The organism is Aeromonas sp. 603607, from assembly GCF_049171595.1.
Classification (GTDB): Bacteria; Pseudomonadota; Gammaproteobacteria; order Enterobacterales; family Aeromonadaceae; genus Aeromonas; species Aeromonas veronii.
Map to the genome: position 1 here is coordinate 90,660 of NZ_JAAKOV010000019.1, position 20,917 is coordinate 111,576.

The following is a 20,917-nucleotide window of genomic DNA, read 5'->3' on the forward strand; positions in this document are numbered from 1 at the left end:
GGCGGGGCGCGAGCCCCCGCCGTCAGTTACCGTCCCTTTCGTCCGCCTGCCAGCGCGCTTCCAGCCAGAGCAGGTTGCACAGGCCCAGCAGCAGGGCGAATCCGAGGCCCAAAATCCAGGTGAAGTACCACATAGCAGATCCCTTGAGGTCAGTAGAGTTGATGGCTGTCGCGCTTGATGCGGGCACGGTCGAGCTTGCCGCGCACCACCCGATAGACCCAGCCGGTGTAGCCCAGGTTGATCGGCATCAGCACCAGCACGAGGCCGAACATAATGGCCAGGGTCTTGTAGCTGGAGGTGCTGTCCCACAGGGTCAGGCTACTGACCGCATCGAGGGATGAGGGCAGCACGAAGGGGAACAGGGCGATGGCCACCGAGCAGAGCATGGCGGCGCAGGCGATGGCGCTGGCCAGCAGCGCAATTCGGCCCCGCTCCAGCCAGGAGGCGATGCCGCTCACCAGCGGCGCCAGCGTCCCGATGATCGGCACCAGCCACAGCAGCGGATAGTCAAAGTAGTTGCGCAGCCAGCCTCCGGCGTGGGTGATCACCCCCTTCATCAGCGGGCTGATGGCGGCATTCGGGTCAAAGGGTTGTGTGCCGACACCGGTCAGCTGAAACCCTTGCAGATCCACCAGATGCCAGCCGGCCAGCAGGTAGCAGAGGCTCACCAGCGGGGCCAGCAGGATGGCGATCCCCCGTGCGCGCAGCGCAGGAGTGCCGGTCACCTTGGCTTGCAGAAAACCGGCGCCGTGCAGCAGCAACAGGCTGATGGCAGTGGCCAGCACCGAGAGCAGCCAGCCCCAGTGGAAGTCGAACGCGCCGTAGTGCAGACGCAGCGCCGTGTCGAAGCGAAACGGCAGCCCCTCCATCACCAGACCGATAGCAGCACCGAGGATGAGCGCCGGTATCAGGCCACCGGCCACCAGCGCCCGATCCCACCAGCGGCGCCACACCGGATCGGCCAGCTTGCTGCGATAGTCAAAGCCGACCGGACGCAAAAATAGCCCGAGCAGCAGCACCACCATGGGGATGTAAAGCCCCGAGAAGGCGGCGGCATAAACCAGCGGCCAGGCGGCGAACAGGGCTCCGGCACCGGCAATCAGCCACACCTGATTGCCCTCCCACACCGGTCCCACGCTGTTGATCACCAGACGGCGGTCGTCGTCATCTTTCGACACCACCGGCAGCAGCATGGCGATGCCGAGATCGAAGCCATCCATCACGATAAAACCGACCATCATGAAGAGCACCAGCGCCCACCAGATGAGTTTCAGGGTTGCGTAATCCATCAGGCGATCCTCGCAAGTTCGGGTTGTTCACCGCTGTAGCGGCCGGTATGGAGAATGGCGGGCCCCTTGCGGATCACATGGCGCAACAGGAACAACTCCACCACCAGCAACAGGGTGTAGATGGAACAGATGGCGATCAGGCTGAACCAGAGTTGGCCCGGCTGGAGCAAAGAGACCGAGGCCGAGACCGGCAGCACATCGCTGATGGTCCAGGGTTGACGGCCGAGTTCGGCCACCAGCCAGCCCGCCTCGATGGCAATCCAGGGCAGCGGAATGCTCCAGAGCAGGGTCTTGAGCAGCCGTGGCGAGTCTTGCAGCCGGTTGCGGCAGAGCTGGACAAAGCTCACCACCATCAGCCCCAGCATGGTGATACCAAGCCCCACCATCACCCGAAAGCCCCAGAACAGCGGCGCCACTGGCGGGATGGAGTCATCGACCGCTTTGGCAATCTCCGCCTCACCGGCCTTGGCGATATTGCTGGCATAGGGGGTGAGCAGCATGCCGTAGCCGAGATCCTTGCCGTGCTGCTCGAAGCGGGCGCGGTTGGCAGGTGTATTAGCGCCCTGCCGGATCTGGTCGAGAGCCTCGACTGCCACCATGCCGCTGCGGATGCGCGCCTCGTTCTGCACCTTGATATCCTTGAGGCCGGTCACCGCCTCGTCGATGGAGCGGGTAGCGATGATCCCCATCAGATACGGGATCTTGATGGCTGCGTGGGTGGTCTCGGCAGTCTGATCCGGGAAGCCGAACAGGGTAAAGGAAGCTGGCGCTGGCTCGGTCTCCCACTCCGCCTCGATGGCGGCGAGCTTCACCTTCTGCACCTCGCCGGTGCGATAGCCCGACTCATCCCCGAGCACAATGACCGAGAGGATGGCCGCCAGCCCGAAGCCGGAGGCAATGGCGAAGGAGCGCAGGGCAAACTGCACCTCGGTTTTGCGCAGCAGATACCAGCTGCTCACCCCCATCACGAACATGGAGGCCGCCACATAGCCCGCCGCGACGGTGTGAACGAACTTCACCTGCGCCACCGGGTTGAACAGCACGGCGGCGATATCTACCAGCTCCATGCGCTGGGTCAGCAGGTTGAACTCGGCCCCCACCGGGTTTTGCATCCAGCCGTTGCCGATCAGGATCCAGAGCGCCGAGAGATTGGAGCCGAGCGCCACCAGCATGGTCACCAGCAGGTGCTTGCCGCGGGAGAGCTTGTCCCAACCGAAGAAGAAGAGCCCCACCAGGGTCGATTCGAGGAAGAAGGCCATCAGCCCCTCGATGGCCAGCGGAGTACCGAAGATGTCCCCCACATAGTGGGAGTAGTAAGCCCAGTTGGTGCCGAACTGAAACTCCATGGTGATCCCCGTGGTGACCCCCATGACGAAGTTGATGCCAAACAGTTTGCCCCAGAAGCGGGTGATGTCCTGATAGATCACCTTGCCGGTCATCACATAAGCCGACTCGGCGATCACCAGGATCCAGGACAGCCCCAGCGTGAGGGGCACAAACAGGAAGTGGAACAGGGCCGTGGCGCCAAATTGCAGGCGAGACAGGCTGACCACGTCATCCGGATTGATCATGCGTCACTCTCTTTTGTTGTATTTGCCTTGCACGTTTCGTGCGTGACAAGTACATCACGGAGCATGACACCTATAACAGATGCAGTTATATTGAATTACACCTATAACAGTTGATCCAGATCATGTCTCTTTACCAGCAGTTGGCCGACCGCCTGCAAAGCCAGATCGACGATGGTATCTGGCAACCGGGGGAGCGCATCCCCTCCATTCGCCAGAGCTGCAAGACCCACGGGCTCAGCCCCATGACGGTGCTGCAGGCCTATCAACTGCTGGAGAGTCAGGGGCGGATCCTCGCCCGCCCCCAGTCCGGTTACTACGTCAAAGCCGCCTCACCACAGGTCGTGCAGCACACGCCGAGCCAGACCCACTACAGCGGCTCGGTGGATATCAACGATCTGGTGTTCGAGGTGTTGCAGGCGAGCAAATCGCGGGATCTGGTGCCCCTTGGCATGTCGGTAGCAGACCCGACCCTGTTCCCCCATCCCCAGCTCGGGCGGGCGCTGGCCAGTTGCATGCGCAAGCTCGACCCCTTCAGCACGGTGGCCGACCTGCCCCCCGGCAACGAAGCGCTGCGCCGCGCCATCGCCCAGCGCTACGCCAGCGACGGAGTGGCGGTCAATCCGCAGGAGATCATCATCACCACCGGCGCCATGGAGGCGCTCTCCCTCAGCCTGCAGGTGCTGACCGAGCCCGGTGACTGGGTGGTGGTGGAGTCCCCCACCTTCTATGGCGCCCTGCAGGCCATCGAGCGGCTGAAACTCAAGGCGGTGGAGATCCCGGTGATCCCGGGGGTGGGTATCGATCTGGCACTGTTGGAAGACGCTCTCAACCAGATGCCAATCAAGGCGTGCTGGCTGATGGGCAATGTACAGCACCCGCTGGGCCACACCATGCCGGATAGTCACAAAGCGCAGCTGATGGAACTACTCAACAGCCACGGGGTGCCGCTGGTGGAGGATGACGTCTATGCCGAGGTCTACTTCGGCCGCGAGCGCCCCAAGCCGATCCGCCACTGGGATCAGCGTGGCGACAGCCTGCTCTGCAGCTCCTTTTCCAAGTGTCTGGCGCCGGGCTTTCGGGTCGGCTGGGTGGTGGCGGGGCCCCATGCCGAGCGGGTGCAACGGCTGCAACTGATGTCCACCCTCTCCACCAATGTACCGAGCCAGCTTGCTCTGGCCGAGATGCTGCGCCAGGGCGGGGTCGATGCCCACTTTCGCCGCCTGCGCCACACCCTGGCCCAGCGCCAGCAGCAGATGCGGGCGGCCCTGCAGCGCTTGCTTCCGGACGAGGTGCGGATCTCCTCCCCCGATGGCGGCTACTTCCTCTGGCTGGCGCTGCCTGCCCATTTCGACAGCCGAGCCCTGCACGCCAAGGCTCTGGGCAGCGGTTTTTCAGTGGCCCCCGGCGCGCTCTTCTCCAGTCAGGGACAACACAACCACTGCCTGCGCCTCAACAGCTCCCATCCCTGGAGCGAACAGCTGGAGCAGGCCCTCACCCGGCTGGCCGCACTGATTGCCGCACAACTCGGTGAAAAGTAACGTGGCAAAGAGCCGCTGACGAAACGAACAAAGGCCCGTAACGGGCCTGTGTAGTTGGGGAGTGACGCGCCTTGGCTCGCCATCAGAAACTGGTTATCTGGCCATGATCTGCGACTGCACCTTGAAGCCCAGCGCCTCGTAGAGCGCTTGGGCACGCTCGTTGAAGGCCATCACCTCCAGCCGGATTTGCTGAGCATCACGGGCCTTGGCCCACTCATCGCAATGGGCGATCAGCGCCTTGCCAATCCCGCGGGAACGGTGCTGCTCATCCACCACCACCACCGAGCCGATGCGGCAAATCGGCGCACGGGTGAGAAAAGGCACGCTCTCATTGATGTCGATCCGCGCCGTCAAAAAGCCCACCACCCTGCCATCCTGCTCGGCAACGCAGAACAGACGCCCTTCTGCATCGATGGCGCCGAGCAGAAATGCCCGCTCCTCTGGCGAAGGGGGGCTGAACACTTCGGGATAGTGCTGATGGTGGATCTCTCCTATCTGCCGGTTCAGCTCGACAATCGCGTCGATATCCAGTTCGCTTGCCTTGCGTATCTCCAACGGTTGCTCCTTGCAAAAAGGGTGATGGTCCTGCGCCATCTTAGGGGCTGTGCCCCACAATCCAAATAGGCTCATCCGTATCTTTTGGCGGGCAGCAGAAACAACAACGCCCCTTGAGCGGGGCGTTATCGGCAATCCATGGCGATGAGGGGTATCAGGCGGGGGCGTTAAGCTGGGCCACCTGCCGCTCGATGCTCCCTTTGAGGTTGTCATCGAGTTTGAGGGCCCGTGCCAGCTCGTCGAGATAGCCTCGCTCCATAAAGTGATCCACTTCGATGGCGAGCAGGGAGGCGAGATAGACCTCGGTGGCCAGCTCCATATCGGTCACTTCCCGCGCCAGCGCGTGGGGATCGAGGGGACGGGCCAGCTCGGCGTCAATCCAGCGGGCGACATCGCTCTGACCCTGTTCGGTCAGGTACTCCTGAATTTTCTGGCGCTCGGCGCCGTCGATATGGCCATCGGCCCGGGCCGCGGCCACCATGGCGCGCACCAAAAGCGCCGCGCGGGCATCCAGCGCATTGCCTTCCAGCCCGCTGATGGGATGGGTGGGCTGGGCGGGCGCCGACTGCTGGGCCTGCCAATCCTGATAGAGCTTGTAGGCCAGCCCGCCAAGGGCCGCAGCGCCGCCCACGGCAGCGGCCTTGCCACCATATTTGCGTACTTTTTTATTGCCCAGCAGCAGACCGAGCGCACCGCCGGCCAGCGCCCCCTGCATCTGCCCCTTGCGCTTGTCTCCGCCTTCGTTGAGCCAGCCTTTGCCAGCCCCCAGCAACTGTTCCAGCATCTGTTTCATCGTGGCACCTCGCTATTGTTCGGCCCATGCTGGCGCCAGACTGATGAACCAAGAGTGAATGGGCCCCATTATTGCGCCGTCCCCTGTGCATCCTGCCGCCATTCGCGGTATACCTGAAACAGGTCAACAAGGAGCATCAGGATGCGCATCATCACCCCTTTCGTGGTTCTGCTGTTGTGCGGCACTGCCAGTGCCGCCAGCGAGCTGGATCGCTCAGCCCAGCAGGCCAAGCTGGATGCCGCCTGCCAGCAAGCTCAGCAGCAACTGGTCGAGCAGGGCAAGCAACAGCGGATCGACGCCTGCATCAAGGAGGGCGGCAAGGCCGACAAGTGTCAGCAGGAGTTCACCAGCTTCGGCCAGCGCGAGGGCAACAAGCGGCCCGACCTCAACAACCTGCCCCCCTGCCAACAGGCTGACGCCTACCGCAAGAGCTACCGTCAATGACCCCGAACCAAGGAGAGAGCATGATCCCCCCCCGTGAACTGACCCTGCAATTTTTGGCCGAACCCTCTGACGTCAACTTCGGCGGCAAGGTGCATGGCGGCATGGTGATGAAGTGGATCGATCAGGCGGGCTATGCCTGCGCCGCTGGCTGGTGTGGCGGCTATGCGGTGACCGTCTATGTAGGGGGGATCCGCTTTTTGCGCCCCATCCAGATTGGCCAGCTGGTGGAGGTGCAAGCTCAGGTGATCCACACCGGCACCACCAGCATGCATCTGGCGGTGGATGTCTACAGCCGCCACCCCACCGACACCGAGCGCCACAAAACCACCCACTGCATCATCATCTTTGTGGCGATGGATGAGCAGGGCAAACCGACCCCGGTGCCCCAGTGGCAGCCGGTGAGCGAGAGCGATCTGCAGTTGCAGCAGTACGCCAAAAAGCTCATCGCCCTGCGCGAGGAGATCGACAAGGAGATGCGCCAGCACCTCTGACCTTGGTGCCTCACAACCCGACAGAGCGGGCGCTTTCGGCCAACGACGGCGCCCCTGTATAATCCCCCCTCTTCCCGCAACCGGAACCCTGCCCATGTCACTGGAAACTGCCCCGCCCGAGGTGAAACTCGCGGTGGATCTGATTGAACTGCTGGAAACCAATGAGCTGGCCCCCGAGCTGGTGCTGGCGGCGCTGACCATCGTAAAAAATGACTACGAGCGCAAGCTGGCGGAGGGGAAGGATCACTGATCCCCCCGTTTTATCTTTCCGACTTCAGTTTTTCACCACATAGCCACTCACTGCGGCCCCATCACCTCGTCACAGAGGGCGATTAGGGCCGCACTCAAGCGGGTGAGCGGCTCGCTCCCGCTTCCCCCGGCATGGAGCGCCAGCTCCACCGGCGCCACCTTGGGCCACTGGGTCAGGGCCAGCTGATCGGCGGGCATCAGCCGTTTGGGCAGCAAGCTCACCCCGATCCCCGCGCTCACCGCCCCCTGCAAACTGGCGAGGCTGGCGCTGACATAGGCGATACGCCAACGCCGCCCCAGACCATCGAGCGCCTCGGTCATCTGGCGCCGATAGAGCCCTTCGCTCGGGAACACCACCAGCGGCAGCGGATCCCGTTCCCGGGCGGGCCAGTCGCGGCTGTCGACCCACACCAGCGGCTCGCGCCAGCTGGCAAGGGGCGAACCCTGCCCCCGCGTCTGTTTGACCAGCGCCAGATCCAGCTCTCCCGCCTCGAAGCGCTGCCAGATCTCGTGGCTCAGGCCGCTCTCCACCTCCAGCCGCACCTCGGGGTAATCGCGGGCAAAGGCGGCCAGTACCGGGGTGATGGCACCGGCGGCGAAATCCTCCGGCACCCCGAGGCTGAGCGCCACGCTCCCTTCCGTCACTTGTTCTTCGGCCTGCGCCAGCAGCGCCAGAATGCGGCGGGCCAGCCCCAGCAATTTTTCCCCCTCCGCCGTCGCCACCACCTGACGGCCAGCACGATCGAGCAGCGGGCAGCCAAGCTGCTGCTCAAGGCGGCGGATCTGCTGGCTGATGGTGGATTGGGTCAGATGGACCCGTTCACCGGCGCGGGTAAAGCTGCCGGTGTCGATAATGGCGACAAAACTGCGCAGTAACAGGGGATCCAGCATGGGGCACTCCATTTACAAAACCACTTAAACCCATTCTATCATTTAATTTCCAAATGACTTTCGAGCCCGTTAGGCTGGCGCTTTTGCCTCCTTTGACGGTGATCTGCCATGTTCAGCCCCGATGACTCCGTGTCCCGAGTGCCCCCTGTCTCTCCCAGAACCGGAAACAGCACCCGATGAATCAACGAAATACGGATCAACCCGCAGGCCAGACCGCACTGCTGGTGCTGGTGATCCTGATTGGCCTTAACCTGCGCCCCTTTCTTACCGCCATCGGCCCGTTGAGCGGCGAGATTGGCCGCGCCCTGTCGCTGGGGATGGACACCGTCGCCTGGCTCACCCTGCTGCCGCTGTGGCTCATCGGGGTCGGCGTGCTGCTCACCCCCAGCCTGCGTAGACGCGCCAGTGCGTGCCAACTGCTGGGGGCGGCCCTGCTGCTGCTCGGCATTGGCAGCGCCATGCGCTTCGATGCCCAAAGCGGCAGCTTGCTGATCGCCAGTGCTGCGCTGTGTGGATTGGGCTCGGCACTGGTACAGGGGGTGCTGCCCGCACTGATCAAGCAGGCCTTCGCCCACAAGGTACCGCTGGTGATGGGGATCTTCTCCGCCTGCATGATGGGGGGCGGGGCATTGGGGGCCAGCCTTACCCCAAGGCTGGCAGCGAGCCTCGACTGGTCGCAGGCACTGGCGCTCTGGAGCCTGCCGCTGCTGCTGGCCCTCGTCTGGCTGGGGTGGAAAGTGCGTCTGCCAAGCACCGCGGCGGTCGCTATTCCCGACGGCGAGCAGCGATTGATCACCCTGCCCCGCAGCTGGTTGCTGATCGCCTGCTTTGGCATCATCAACAGCGGTTACGGCATCGTAGTGGCCTGGCTGGCCCCCGCCTATATGGCGCAAGGGTGGAGCGCCGCGCAAGCGGGCGAGCTGGTCGCCTGGCTGGCGCTGGCGCAGACCGCCAGCGGCCTCGGTCTGCCGCTGCTGGCGGCGCGCAAGATGGATCGGCGGCCGTGGATGGCGCTGGCAATTGCCATGCAGCTGGCGGGATTCGGCGGTCTCTGGCTGGCGCCAGCCAGTGCCCCCATTCTCTGGTGCATGCTGTGCGGCGCCGGTCTTGGCGGCAGTTTTTCGCTCATCATGGTGATTGCGCTCGATCACCTGCCCGACCCGCGCCGCGCCGGCACCCTGAGCGCCCTGATGCAGGGCTTCGGCTTTATGCTGGCAGCCACCGGCCCCTGGGTGGCGGCGCGGCTCTATCACTATGTGGGCGACTTCGCTGCCGCCTGGCAGTGGCAACTGGGGGGCTTGCTGCTGATGAGCCTGCTGGTGCTGCGCCTCGACCCGCGCCACTACCCCCGCGTTATGCGGTTACCGACCGCCAGCGAGCCAACTCTTTCGGCGCCCCGCCCAACCGACTCTGCGACCCAAAGCAACACACCGGCCTGAGGCCGGTGTGTTGGGGATAGCAGTGTTGAGGATCACAAGACGAGGCTGACGCCACTCAGGGGGGCAACTCAGCGCCCCTTCTTCTGCCGTCCGGTGTTAGCGGTGCGCGGCTTGCCAGCGGCCGGTTTGCCACCCTTGGGAGCCCCTTTGCCAGCGCCGCCCTTGTTGGCAGCACCTTTACCCGCGCCCCCCTTGCCCACCGGCAGCTTCTTCTCGAAGGCTTCCGGGCCCGGCACATTGGGACGCCCGCCAATCTCGTGATCATCATCGCGGCGCGGCTTCTTGCCCTGCCCCGGTTTGGCGGTTTGCGCCGCAGGGGCCTTGGCCGCCTTGGGCTTGTCGCCTTTGGCCGGTTTCACCTCGGAGGAGGAGTCCTCAATCAGCTTGAACAGATCGATCAGCTCGTCGTCGGTGAGATCGCGCCACTCGCCCACCGGCAGCCCCTTGAGGCTGACGTTCATGATGCGAATGCGCTCCAGCTTGGTCACTTCAAAACCGAAGTGCTCGCACATCCGGCGGATCTGGCGATTCAGCCCCTGCACTAGCGTGATACGAAAAACGAACGGCGCCTCTTTCTTCACCTTGCACTTCTTGGTCACAGTACCGAGGATCGGCACCCCGGCCGCCATCCCGCGCACAAACTCGTCGGTCACCGGCTTGTCGACGGTCACCAGATACTCTTTCTCGTGATCGTTGCCCGCCCGCAGGATCTTGTTGACCAGATCGCCGTGGTTGGTGAGAAAAATCAGCCCCTGCGAATCCTTGTCGAGCCGCCCAATGGGGAAGACCCGGGTGCTGTGGTTGACGAAATCGACGATGTTGTCCTTCTCGCCCGCCTCTGTGGTACTGACGATGCCCACCGGCTTGTTGAGAGCGATCAGCACCAGACTGTCCGCCTCGCGCGGCTCGATCACCTGACCGTTCACCTTGACCAGATCGCCGACCTGCACCTGATCACCGATCCCGGCCCGCTTGCCGTTGATAAAGACGTGGCCCTGCTCAATAAAGCGGTCGGCCTCGCGACGCGAGCAGATACCGCTCTCGCTGATGTATTTGTTCAGGCGCATGGATTCGTTAGCCAGCATGGGTCACCTGCCACAGGTTCTGGGCCGCGCCCGGTTGTGCCATCGCCTGTTCCGGCTGTGCCGGGGAGGCTGTTTGCTGCATCAGCCAATTCACTACGTCAAAGTTCTGCATACCATTCCATCTTCAAAAAAGGCCAATGCCAGCTTATCCATCAAAAAACGCCGCTACAGTAGCATAATTGCCCCCTTTCAGGGGCAGATAGTTGCAGGGCCGCAGCGCCCAAGCGGGCATCTGCGGACAAGTTCACGCCGCCAGATGGCCCGCGATGCAGCCTTCGAACGGCCAGCCTGATGTAAGCGGCGGGATCAGGCGCCCACAGCCAGCGCGGCCGAACGCCATCAACTATACATATCACCTTGTTTCCATTAGGCTTTAAGCCGATTGGCAGCGCCCAATGTGCTGCACCGAACTCGCCCGCCCAAAGGCGGCCCCCCCCTATCGCCAAGGATTGCACCATGCTGGCTCACACTCGCCGCCTTGTTCGCCGTGCTCTGCTAACTCTGTTGCTGCTGTTGCTGACCGCATGGGCGGTGATCGCCTACTTCGCCTGGCAGGCAGCGCCGCTACAACTGTGGCACACTGTGGTGCCCCCCGAACTCAGCGCCGATGAGCTCGATAGCAGCGACTGGCAAGCCTATCTGACCCGCGAAGCAGAGCTGTTCGAGCTGGTGGCCACCGAGGTGGTCGCCAAGACGCCGCCGGAGCAGCAACTGGCCAGCAATCGCTACTATCAGGACGCGCCCATCAATCCCGCCCGCTTTCAGCAGAACTGGAACCGCTCCTACCTGCTGCGCCCCGAGGGGGACGTCAAAGGGGTTGCTGTGCTGCTGCACGGCCTGACCGACTCCCCCTACAGCCTGCGCCATCTGGCCAGACGCTATCAGCAGCAGGGCTTTATCGCGCTGGGGCTGCGGATCCCCGGCCACGGCACTGTGCCCGCTGGCCTCGTGGATGTGGATTGGGAGACCTGGCTGGCCGCCACCCGACTGGCGGTGCGGGAGGCCAGATTGCTGGCACCGGGCAAGCGGCCGCTGCATCTGGTGGGCTTTTCCAACGGCGGCGCGCTGGCGGTGAAATATGCGCTCGATGCGCTGGCCGACCCGAGCGGCACGCTGGCAAAACCGGATCGGCTGGTACTGATCTCCCCGATGATCGGGGTGACCCGCTTTGCCCGCTTCGCCGGGCTCAAGGCGGTCCCTGCCCTGCTGCCCGCCTTTGCCAGCGCCGCCTGGCTCGACACCATGCCGGAGTTCAACCCGTTCAAATACAACTCGTTCCCGGTCAACGGGGCGCGCCAGTCCTATCGCCTGACCCACGCCATCCAGCAGCAGGTGCGCCAACTGGCCGCCAGTGGCGAGCTGGCGGCGTTTCCCCCCGCCCTCACCTTCCAGTCGGTGATGGACTACACCGTCAGCACCCGCTCCATCATTGCCGATCTCTACCACTACCTGCCTGCCAACGGCAGCGAACTGGTGCTGTTTGATATCAACCGCAGCACCCTGTTTGGCCCGCTGATGAGCTCGGCCTCCGAGCTGGCGCTGCACCGCTTGCTGCCAAACGCCCCCGGGCACTATCGCCTCACCGTGGTGGGCAATGTCGAGCCAACCGCCCCCGCAACGCAGGCCAGAACGCTGGCCTGCGCCGACCAGCCTGAGCAGGTTCGCCTGCTGGGTATCGACTATCCCAGAGAGATCTACTCCCTCTCCCATGTGGCGCTCCCCTTCCCTATGGACGACCCCCTCTATGGCATGGCAGCGCGCCCGCAGCAGCGGGAGCAATACGGCATCAATCTCGGCGGTCTGGCCCTGCGTGGCGAGCGCGGAGTGCTGATCGTCAACCCCGGTGCCCTCACCCGCACCTCCTCCAACCCCTTCTACCCCTATCTGCAGCAGCGGGTGATGGAGACCCTCACCGCCCCTCCCGTCGTCCGGCCTGCCGCCGTACCCCCTGCCAGCAGTGGTCAACCTGATGCGGCCTATCAGGCCGAGCTGGAGCAGTTTTTACAGGAGAGCGACGAGAGCAGCGCGCCTTTCTAGGGCGACTCTGCCACATCGGCCAAGCGGCCGACGGTGCTTGGCGTGATAGCGATACAAGAAAGGGGCCGTCAATTGACGGCCCCTTTCTATTGATGATGGCGATGGGAGTGATGACTTGGTGGGCTCAGGGATAGATGCTGACTTCTATCAGGTTCTGGTCAGGGTCGAGGAAGTAGACAGATTCTATCGGCCCGCAGGCACCGCTTTTGGTCACCGGCCCCTCGACAATCTCCACCCCGTGGCAGGCAAGCTGGGCCATCACCTGCTCCAGCGGCCAGCGGGTGATAAGGCAGACATCTCCCGACCCCACCTGCGCCCGATTGCGCGGCTCCTGCCCCGGCAGTTGCAGATTGATCTTCTGGTTGCCAAACCCTACCGCCCGGCGCCCCGCACCGAAGGTAATGGCCTCCATATTGAGCACCGAGCTGTAAAATTCCACGGCCCGTTCGATATCACTGACCGTCAATACCAGATGGTCGATATGGCTGATCATGGTTACCTCCTGGTGGTGATCTGGCTGATGTGACCGGCATATACCCGCAAACATCCGGCTGTTGCCGCCACGGCGGGCAACCCCATCATACCCGGCAAGGGGAAGCCCATGTGTGTCGTGACGCGCAAAGCGAGCGCAAATGATCTGGTCAGATAAATTCGCTTTACTGCACCGCTGCGCACGCTTTCTCCCGCTGGGCCAGCAGGGCTTCATCGTCACTGTCCATTGCCGCCAGAATCGCCTGATTGCAGGCGCGCTCCGCCAGCTTGGCAGGACTCTGCTTGGCATCCCCAATCTCTGCAATCATCGGCCGATAACTGATAGCCGCCGAGCAGTACATGGTGCGAAATTTGGGCAGTTGCCAACTGCTGTCATCCTGCCGGGTCAAGTCATCGCACAGCTTGTGAAACAGGGCGGACGCCTTGACCGTGCACTGGCTAAAACGCCGAACATCCTGCTGGTAGGGACGACAAACGCTCGGCTGCTGGATCTGCCACAGCTGAAAAGAGAACGGGACCGACTCCCCCTCATACTGCACCACCAGCGTCTTGGCCTCAGTGCCATAGATATCCGCAACCTGCTGCTGTACCAGATTGAGATAAGCCGAAAAAAGATAGGAAACCGGATCCATCACCACCTCCCTGTGGTTGTCACTGCCGGGCTTTATTACCGAAAACCGGGGCGATTTTCAAACGAGTAACAGGCGACAACAGCTTACTGATTTGGTTGGAAAAAATGATACTCTTCTCGCCACCCTCATGTACAACGTTCAAGGCTAAAGTGCGATGCAACAATGCGGTATTTATGAACAGCTCATTACTCAACTGCTGACATCTCGACTCGACCGCGAGCGCTTTTACGTGGGGGAACGCCAACTTGAGCCTGCCGAAGCGGCAGTTTGGTTATCCAGATTTCTGAGCCGGGTTTTGGAATATGCGGTGGGCTCGGTAACTGGAGAGGATCAGCTGCAACGGCAGATTGAGCTGGCTAACCAGTTATTGCTTTGGCTAAAGGATCGCACCCAAGACCCAGACTTTATTGGCGAGAACCTCATCGATAGTCAGGGAAAAATTCTGACAGCACTCTACCAGTTGGATAACCCCATCTCCGCCAATTTAAAGCAATATGCCGAGGATATTTTCCCTCTGACAGGTCTCACTCAGAGCGAACTGTTTTGTGGCAGCAATGCGGGTTTGTCGATGGAGTCGGAGATTAAACGGGAAATTTTATCGGCAGATAGCATCTGCTGGCTGGTCTCATTTATCAAATGGGCAGGTATCCGGATTTTCCGTCATGAGCTGGAAGAGTTCACTCACAGCGGCCGCCAATTAAAAGTAATTACTACCTCTTATATGGGGGCGACCGATGCCAAGGCAGTTGAATTTTTAGCCAACCTCCCAAATACCGAAGTCAAACTCAGCTATAACACCCAGCGCGAGCGGTTGCATGCCAAGAGCTATCTCTTTTGCCGAAATACCGGCTTTCATACCGGCTATATAGGTTCCTCCAATCTCTCTCACTCTGCCCTCACCAGCGGCTTGGAGTGGAACCTAAAAATCACCTCGCAAGAGATCCCTCATATTATCGAGAAATCCCTGAGTACCTTTGAAACCTATTGGGAATCCGATGATTTTGAGCTGTTTGATGGCAAGCTCGAAAGCCGTACAAAATTGCAGCATGCACTGCAAGAGGCCCGTGGGGATGGGGACAAAAATAGCCCTGCCTATTTCTTTGATATCACGCCGTTTCCCCATCAACTGGAGATCCTTGAACAATTGGCGATGGAGCGCGCTTTACACCAGCGCTTCCGTAACTTGGTGGTTGCGGCCACCGGTACAGGGAAAACCCTGATCTCCGCTTTTGATTTTGCGCGTTTTCTGAAAACCAAACCCGATGCCAAGTTCCTGTTTGTCGCCCACAAAGAGGAGATCTTGCGCCAAGCATTAGCCTCGTACCGCGGTGTGCTCAAGCAATCCAATTTTGGCGAACTCTTAGTCGGCGGCGCCGTGCCGACCCATTACCGTCAGCTATTTGCCTCGGTGCAATCCTTAAATAACCAGCTGGCTACGTTGCGCCTTAGCCCAGACTATTTCGATTACATCGTCATCGATGAGGTTCATCACATTGCTGCGGCCAGTTATCGTGGTTTGCTCGCCGCCTTTGAACCTCACATTCTGCTGGGATTGACCGCAACGCCAGAGCGCCATGATGGCGGTGATATTCTTGCCGACTTTTGTGGTGTCATCGCAGCAGAGATCCGCTTGCCAGAGGCCATTAATCGTCGCCATCTCTGTCCATTCCAATATTTTGGTATCGATGATGATACTGACTTGCGCCAAGTCGCTTGGAAAAATGGCCGTTATGACATTACTGCACTGACCAATATTTACACTAAAAATAACAGCCGGGTTCAGAAAATCGTCCAGAGTCTCGCTGAGATCGTCACCGATATTACCAAGATTAAAGCGCTGGCATTTTGTGTGAGCCGTGAACATGCCGATTTTATGCGCAAGGCCTTTTTACTGAAGGGCATCAAGGCTGACATTCTCACCAGCGATAACCGAGACGCGCGGCATAGTAAACAACAAGATTTGCGTACCGGCGTGACCAACATTCTTTGCGTGGTGGATATCTTTAACGAAGGGGTTGATATCCCAGAAGTCGATACCTTGCTGTTTTTACGACCAACGGAAAGCCTGACCATCTTTTTACAGCAATTAGGGCGGGGCCTGCGGCTGGCGAGCGATAAAGAGTGCTGCACCGTGTTGGACTTTGTTGGCAATGCCCATGCTGAGTATGACTTTGCCCAAAAATTCCGGGCTCTGGTGGGTAAAACCAATAAGGCGATCAGCCACGAAATCAAACAAGGCTTCCCTCACGCCCCCTTGGGCTGCCGCATCGAACTCTCAAAACAGACCCAAGAGTTCATTCTGAACAATATCAAGAGGGCGACTCTCAATACCTCGCGCCTCATGGGCCTGATCCGCCGTTTCACGCATGACTGTGATTTACCGCTGACGCTGGCAAACTTTTTGAAGTTTTACCCTCACATCAGCCTTGAGGAGATCTACAAGCGCGGTAACTGGAGTGCCTTGGTCAAACAGGCCCACAACCATAGCGTTTCTGAAATGAGCGATGAGAAACTATCCACCCTCTACACCCGGGCCATCAAAACCCGGCTATTGGGCTGCGATGCGCTCCATTACTTGAAATTCTTACAAACCTTGGTGGCAGACGCCTTTACTTTAACGGCCGAACACGATGAACGGATGGCCTTGATGTGCCATTACGACTTCTGGCAACAGAGCGGCCCTAACGCAGGCTTTAACTCCTTGGCGCACAGCCTGAAACAACTCAATCAACCTGAATTAAGGGCCGAGCTGGCAGATCTGTTGCCCATGCTGATCAACCGGGTGAAGCACGAACAAAGCACCATGCCCGACCTTCCTGACAATCCACTGCAACTGCATGCCCGTTATGCCAGAGAGCAGGTGCTGGTTGGCTTTGGCGCAACCACCTTCGCGCAACAACCCACGGCTCGCGAAGGGGTCTATCTCATCGCAGAGCAAAATATCGAGTTGCTGTTTGTGACCTTGAACAAAACGGAGCAGCACTTCTCCCCCACTACCCGTTATCACGACTACGCCATCAACGAGTCGCTGTTTCATTGGCAGAGCCAAAACAGCGCTCGCCCAGAACGGGGTAAGGGGCTGAGTTACATCAACCACAGAGCAGAAGGTAAGCGCTTGTTTTTGTTCGTCCGCGAGCAGAGCAAAGATGAATTTGGCCGTACCCTTGGCTTTGTGAACTTTGGTGAGGTGGAGTACGTATCCCACACTGGCAGCCAACCAATGAACATTAAATGGCGTCTCACTACTCCGATGCCGCCATTTATGTGGAAAGAAGCCGCCAAACTGGCTGTTGGTTAGTAAGGCTTCTCACCCGGTGGGGATATGGCGCAAAACCCACCGGATTCTCGCCCAAAACCCCGGCAAAATTATCCAGTTGCATAATAACCATGCGGCCTTGCGGTTGTTTAACTGGCCCTAACGTCAGATAATACCGCCCGCCTTCAAACCCCGATAATCCGACTTTCAGTGACGGTAATTGATGACTGAGTACCTGCTTTTATTGATCGGCACCGTGCTGGTTAACAACTTCGTGCTGGTGAAATTCCTCGGCCTCTGCCCCTTTATGGGGGTCTCCGGCAAGCTGGAAACCGCCATCGGCATGGGGCTGGCGACCACCTTCGTGATGACCCTCGCCAGTGCCAGCTCCTATCTGGTGGAGCACTATATCCTGCTGCCGCTGGATATCGCCTATCTGCGCACCCTCGCCTTTATTCTGGTGATCGCCGTGGTGGTGCAGTTTACCGAGATGGTGGTGCGCAAAAGCAGCCCGACCCTCTATCGCCTGCTGGGGATCTTCCTGCCGCTCATAACCACCAACTGTGCGGTGCTCGGGGTGGCGCTGCTCAGCATCAATGAGCGACACGACTTTATCCAGAGCGTGATCTACGGCTTTGGCGCCGCCACCGGCTTCTCGCTGGTGTTGATCCTGTTTGCCGCCATGCGCGAGCGTCTGGTCGCCGCCGATGTGCCCGCGCCGTTTCGCGGGGTGTCGATTGCCATGATCACCGCCGGTCTGATGTCGCTGGCCTTTATGGGCTTTACCGGCCTTATCAAGATATAACCATGATCCATATTCTCTTTGCCATTCTGGTGCTCACCCTGCTGGCGCTGGCGTTCGGGATTATCCTGGGCTTTGCCGCCGTCAAGTTTCATGTGGAAGCAGACCCCATCGTCGATCAGCTCGATGCCCTGCTGCCCCAGACCCAGTGTGGCCAGTGCGGCTATCCCGGCTGCAAACCCTACGCCGAGGCGCTCGCCAACGGCGATCAGATCAACAAGTGCGTACCCGGTGGCGAGGCCACCATGCGCAAGATTGCCGATCTGATGGGGGTCGAGCCCCAGCCACTGGGGGGCAGTGACGAGGCCGCCGTGCCGGTCAAAAAGGTCGCCTTTATCCACGAAGATCAGTGCATCGGCTGCACCAAGTGCATTCAGGCCTGCCCGGTGGATGCCATCGTCGGTGCAACCAAGGCGATGCATACCGTGATTGCCAACCAGTGCACCGGTTGCGATCTCTGTGTCGATCCCTGTCCGACCGACTGCATCGAGATGATCCCGGTGCCCACCACGGTCGATAACTGGAAGTGGGATCTCAATAACGTGCATGTTCCGGGCAAGATTCCGGTCAAGATAGTGGAATAAACAGCGGAGCAACCATGCATTCCTTACTCGAACGTATCAAAGCCGGCACGCTCTGGGACTTTCACGGTGGCATTCACCCCGCCGACAACAAGCTGCAATCAAGCCAGAGCCCGGTGGTAGACGCCGGTCTGCCACCGCGCCTCATCATTCCGCTGCGCCAGCACGCAGGCCCCGCCGGCGATCTGCTGGTGCAGGTGGGCGACAAGGTCAAAAAAGGGCAGCCGCTGACCCGTTATGCCAAGGGGCGGGTCGTCCCTGTCCATGCCTCCACCTCCGGCACCATCACCGAGATTGGCAACCACACGGTTGCCCACCCCTCCGGACTCGGCGATCTCTGCGTCATTCTCACCCCCGATGGTGAGGATAAGTGGGGCGAGCGCAATGGCAAAGCCGATTACTGGAATCTGGAGCGGGGCGAGCTGCTCGAACGCATCCAGCAGGCAGGGGTAGCGGGCCTTGGCGGCGCCGTGTTCCCGACCCACAGCAAGCTCGACGGCCGCGGCCAGCTCACCGAGATCCTGATCGTCAACGGGCTGGAGTGCGAACCCTATATCACCACCGACGATCGGCTGATGCAGCAGTACGCCGACGAAATCATGGATGGCATCCGGGTGCTCAAGCACCTGCTCAAACCGAAACTCACCCTGATCGGAGTGGAAGACAACAAGCCCGAGGCGATCGAGCAGCTGACCCGCCACGCCACCGATGAAGATGTGCTGGTCAAGACGGTGCCGACCAAGTACCCCTCGGGCGGTGCCAAGCAGACCATCGAACTGCTCACCGGCCGTCAGGTGCCCAAGGGGGGCCGCGCGGTCGATATCGGCATCATGGTGCTCAACGTCGCCACCGTGTTTGCCATCAAGCGCGCCATTATCGACGGCGAGCCGCTGATCGAGCGGATCGTCACCCTCACCGGGGACAGCTTCAAGAAACCCGGCAACGCCTGGGTACGCCTGGGTACGCCGGTGCGCTGGCTGTTGCAGCGTTTCGAGCTGCAACCGGAAGCGGAGCAGCGGGTGATCATGGGTGGCCCCATGATGGGCTTTACCCTGCCCCACGCCATGGTGCCTGTGGTCAAGGCCACCAACTGCCTGCTGGCGCCGACGCAGGCCGAACTGCCCGCCCCCGGCCCGGAGCAGCCCTGCATCCGTTGCAGCGCCTGTGCCGATGCCTGCCCGGCCACTCTGCTGCCGCAAGAGCTCTACTGGTACAGCCGGGCCAAGGAGTATGACAAGGCCGAGAAGCTCAACCTGATGGACTGCATTGAGTGCGGCGCCTGCGCCTGGGTCTGCCCGAGCGAGATCCCGCTTGTGCAGTACTACAAGATTGCCAAAGACGACATTCGCGAAGCCCGTGCCGAGGCCGAAAAAGCCGAGCGTGCCAAGCAGCGTTTCGAGGCCAAGCAGGCCCGTTTCGAGCGGGAGAAAGCGGCCCGTGAAGCGCGCCACGCCGAAGCCGCCGCCCAGCGCCGTCAGACCATGACGGCCGCAGGCGGGGAAGATCCGGTGGCAGCGGCACTGGCCCGCATCAAGGCCAAGCAGGATGCGCCCATCACTGCCATTACCGCCACCGCCGAGGGCTTGCCTGACAACAGCGCGGTGATTGCCGCCCGCGAAGCCCGCAAACGGGAAGCGGAGGCGCGCCGCGCCGCCAAGCTGGCGGAGAGCGCAAACAGCGAAACAGCCGCTGCGGCGCAACCCGCCGAGGCGGTTGACCCCGCCAGCGATCCCAAGAAAGCGGCCATCGCCGCCGCACTGGCCCGCGCCAAGGCCAAAAAGGCCGCTCAGGCTGGCGATATCGCCGAGCCTGTGACTGCCGAAGCCGTTGCTGCGCCTGAGGTAGATGCTGATCAGCAAAAGGCAGAGGTTGATCCGAAAAAAGCGGCGATTGCCGCCGCCATTGCCCGTGCCAAAGCCAAAAAGGCCGAGGCCAGTGGCGAGCCGGTAAGCGCAGCCAACAGCGCGGTAGCCGACGCAGGCTCGCAAGGCGATGCGCCATCTGCTGCCAGCGAAGCAGTTGATCCCAAGAAAGCCGCTATTGCTGCTGCCATCGCCCGGGCCAAAGCCAAAAAGGCGGCCCAGCAGGGTGACAGCGCTGAGGGCGATCTGACTGCAAACACAGGCACCAGCGAATCCGCTGCAACCCAAAGCGATGCGCCATCTGCGGCCAGCGAAGCGGTTGATCCCAAGAAAGCCGCTATCGCCGCTGCCATTGCCCGCGCCAAGGCCAAAAAGCTGGCCCAGCAGGGTGAAAGTGCCGGTGCTGAGGATGCGAAGAGTGAGCCAGCTGCCAGCGCACAGACCCGCGACATGACGGTAGCCAAGAGCGAAGTAACCACCAGCCAAAGCGATACGGCTGCAAGTGAAGCGGTCGATCCCAAGAAGGCCGCTATCGCCGCAGCCATCGCCCGGGCCAAGGCCAAAAAGCTGGCCCAGCAGAGCGCAAGTACCAGTGCTGAGGTAGAAAATGCCGGTGCTGGGGTAGAAAGTGCCGGTACTCAGGTAGAGAGTGCCGGAACTGAGGGTGAGCGCGCACCGGCTGAGCCGATGCAAAGCGATGCTGCCAGCAGTGAGCAACCACTTGCCGTCACAGAGGCTCCTGAAGCGAGCGCCCCTGTGGCTGACGCCCCGGTTGATCCGAAAAAAGCGGCCATTGCAGCCGCAGTGGCCCGCGCCAAGGCGAAGAAGCTGGCGGCCGAGGCAGCCAGAGCCGCAGAGACAGCCGCTGAAGATGCCCCGTCAGCCGACCGAACAACCACAAGGTAATCGA

20 protein-coding genes are annotated in these 20,917 nt (G+C 61.1%); 10 read left to right on the top strand and 10 right to left on the bottom strand.

Annotated features, from left to right (window positions below; genetic code table 11):
* Positions 1-22 precede the first annotated feature (22 nt).
* From cydX to G5315_RS17295, 3 genes are read right to left on the bottom strand one after another with little or no spacing between them, the layout of a single operon-like run.
* The gene (cydX, locus tag G5315_RS17285) at positions 23-133 is read right to left on the bottom strand and encodes a cytochrome bd-I oxidase subunit CydX (protein ID WP_005337572.1); all 111 of its coding nucleotides are present in this window, start codon (positions 131-133) and stop codon (positions 23-25) included.
* Positions 134-149: 16 nt separating this feature from the next.
* Positions 150-1,289 carry a cytochrome d ubiquinol oxidase subunit II gene (gene cydB, locus G5315_RS17290; RefSeq protein ID WP_421333549.1) on the bottom strand — a complete coding sequence of 380 codons (1,140 nt, stop codon included), beginning with the start codon at positions 1,287-1,289 and terminating at the stop codon, positions 150-152.
* On the bottom strand, positions 1,289-2,860 hold the full coding sequence (locus tag G5315_RS17295; RefSeq protein WP_227342398.1) for a cytochrome ubiquinol oxidase subunit I: 1,572 nt from the start codon (positions 2,858-2,860) through the stop codon (positions 1,289-1,291). The genes cydB and G5315_RS17295 overlap by 1 nt, the downstream gene beginning before the upstream one ends.
* Positions 2,861-2,982: 122 nt before the next feature.
* On the opposite strand from G5315_RS17295, the gene G5315_RS17300 reads away from it, so the two are divergent.
* A complete protein-coding gene (locus G5315_RS17300; protein WP_236366989.1) occupies positions 2,983-4,398 on the top strand; it encodes a PLP-dependent aminotransferase family protein in 1,416 nt (471 codons plus the stop codon).
* Between the two features lie 93 nt (positions 4,399-4,491).
* On the opposite strand, the gene G5315_RS17305 is transcribed toward G5315_RS17300, so the two are convergent.
* Complete coding sequence (locus tag G5315_RS17305) at positions 4,492-4,953, bottom strand: GNAT family N-acetyltransferase (protein ID WP_421333551.1); 462 nt, start codon at positions 4,951-4,953, stop codon at positions 4,492-4,494.
* Between the two features lie 154 nt (positions 4,954-5,107).
* Positions 5,108-5,746: a tellurite resistance TerB family protein gene (locus G5315_RS17310; protein ID WP_005347072.1), complete on the bottom strand. Its 639-nt coding sequence runs from the start codon at positions 5,744-5,746 to the stop codon at positions 5,108-5,110.
* Between the two features lie 141 nt (positions 5,747-5,887).
* On the opposite strand from G5315_RS17310, the gene G5315_RS17315 reads away from it, so the two are divergent.
* The 3 genes from G5315_RS17315 (at position 5,888) to rsmS (ending at position 6,931) form a co-directional block, all read left to right on the top strand.
* Positions 5,888-6,190, top strand: coding sequence for a hypothetical protein (locus G5315_RS17315; RefSeq protein WP_227342393.1), 303 nt, complete (start codon positions 5,888-5,890; stop codon positions 6,188-6,190).
* Between the two features lie 20 nt (positions 6,191-6,210).
* On the top strand, positions 6,211-6,681 hold the full coding sequence (locus G5315_RS17320; protein WP_227342392.1) for an acyl-CoA thioesterase: 471 nt from the start codon (positions 6,211-6,213) through the stop codon (positions 6,679-6,681).
* A gap of 94 nt (positions 6,682-6,775) precedes the next feature.
* On the top strand, positions 6,776-6,931 hold the full coding sequence (gene rsmS, locus G5315_RS17325) for a pleiotropic regulatory protein RsmS (protein WP_076493688.1): 156 nt from the start codon (positions 6,776-6,778) through the stop codon (positions 6,929-6,931).
* A gap of 47 nt (positions 6,932-6,978) precedes the next feature.
* On the opposite strand, the gene G5315_RS17330 is transcribed toward rsmS, so the two are convergent.
* Entirely contained in the window at positions 6,979-7,821 is an 843-nt protein-coding gene (locus tag G5315_RS17330) for a LysR family transcriptional regulator (protein WP_113738693.1), read from the bottom strand.
* A 176-nt stretch (positions 7,822-7,997) separates the two neighbouring features.
* Between G5315_RS17330 and G5315_RS17335 the strand changes: the two genes are divergently transcribed.
* On the top strand, positions 7,998-9,260 hold the full coding sequence (locus G5315_RS17335; RefSeq protein WP_227342390.1) for a cyanate transporter: 1,263 nt from the start codon (positions 7,998-8,000) through the stop codon (positions 9,258-9,260).
* A gap of 68 nt (positions 9,261-9,328) precedes the next feature.
* Here the strand turns inward: G5315_RS17335 and rluF are convergent, their stop codons facing one another.
* Together rluF and G5315_RS17345 are read right to left on the bottom strand one after the other, a co-directional pair.
* The gene (gene rluF / locus G5315_RS17340; RefSeq protein WP_115544538.1) at positions 9,329-10,345 is read right to left on the bottom strand and encodes a 23S rRNA pseudouridine(2604) synthase RluF; all 1,017 of its coding nucleotides are present in this window, start codon (positions 10,343-10,345) and stop codon (positions 9,329-9,331) included.
* Positions 10,335-10,457, bottom strand: coding sequence for a hypothetical protein (locus G5315_RS17345; protein ID WP_005337590.1), 123 nt, complete (start codon positions 10,455-10,457; stop codon positions 10,335-10,337). Before G5315_RS17345 ends, rluF begins: the two co-directional genes overlap by 11 nt.
* Positions 10,458-10,801: 344 nt before the next feature.
* Here G5315_RS17345 and G5315_RS17350 point away from each other — a divergent pair, with 344 nt between their 5' ends.
* Positions 10,802-12,382 carry an alpha/beta hydrolase gene (locus G5315_RS17350; protein WP_227342389.1) on the top strand — a complete coding sequence of 527 codons (1,581 nt, stop codon included), beginning with the start codon at positions 10,802-10,804 and terminating at the stop codon, positions 12,380-12,382.
* Positions 12,383-12,506: 124 nt separating this feature from the next.
* Here G5315_RS17350 and G5315_RS17355 read toward each other — a convergent pair whose 3' ends face one another.
* On the bottom strand, positions 12,507-12,875 hold the full coding sequence (locus G5315_RS17355) for a VOC family protein (RefSeq protein WP_421272580.1): 369 nt from the start codon (positions 12,873-12,875) through the stop codon (positions 12,507-12,509).
* A gap of 163 nt (positions 12,876-13,038) precedes the next feature.
* Positions 13,039-13,506, bottom strand: a complete 468-nt coding sequence (locus G5315_RS17360) for a hypothetical protein (protein ID WP_107682341.1) — start codon at positions 13,504-13,506, stop codon at positions 13,039-13,041.
* Between the two features lie 154 nt (positions 13,507-13,660).
* Here G5315_RS17360 and G5315_RS17365 point away from each other — a divergent pair, with 154 nt between their 5' ends.
* The 4 genes from G5315_RS17365 (at position 13,661) to rsxC (ending at position 20,913) form a co-directional block, all read left to right on the top strand.
* Positions 13,661-16,804, top strand: coding sequence for a DUF3427 domain-containing protein (locus G5315_RS17365; protein WP_227342388.1), 3,144 nt, complete (start codon positions 13,661-13,663; stop codon positions 16,802-16,804).
* 181 nt (positions 16,805-16,985) lie between these two features.
* Positions 16,986-17,567, top strand: a complete 582-nt coding sequence (gene rsxA, locus G5315_RS17370; protein WP_005337600.1) for an electron transport complex subunit RsxA — start codon at positions 16,986-16,988, stop codon at positions 17,565-17,567.
* A gap of 2 nt (positions 17,568-17,569) precedes the next feature.
* On the top strand, positions 17,570-18,148 hold the full coding sequence (gene rsxB, locus G5315_RS17375; protein WP_227342386.1) for an electron transport complex subunit RsxB: 579 nt from the start codon (positions 17,570-17,572) through the stop codon (positions 18,146-18,148).
* 14 nt (positions 18,149-18,162) lie between these two features.
* Positions 18,163-20,913 carry an electron transport complex subunit RsxC gene (gene rsxC / locus G5315_RS17380; RefSeq protein WP_227342384.1) on the top strand — a complete coding sequence of 917 codons (2,751 nt, stop codon included), beginning with the start codon at positions 18,163-18,165 and terminating at the stop codon, positions 20,911-20,913.
* Positions 20,914-20,917: the final 4 nt, after the last annotated feature.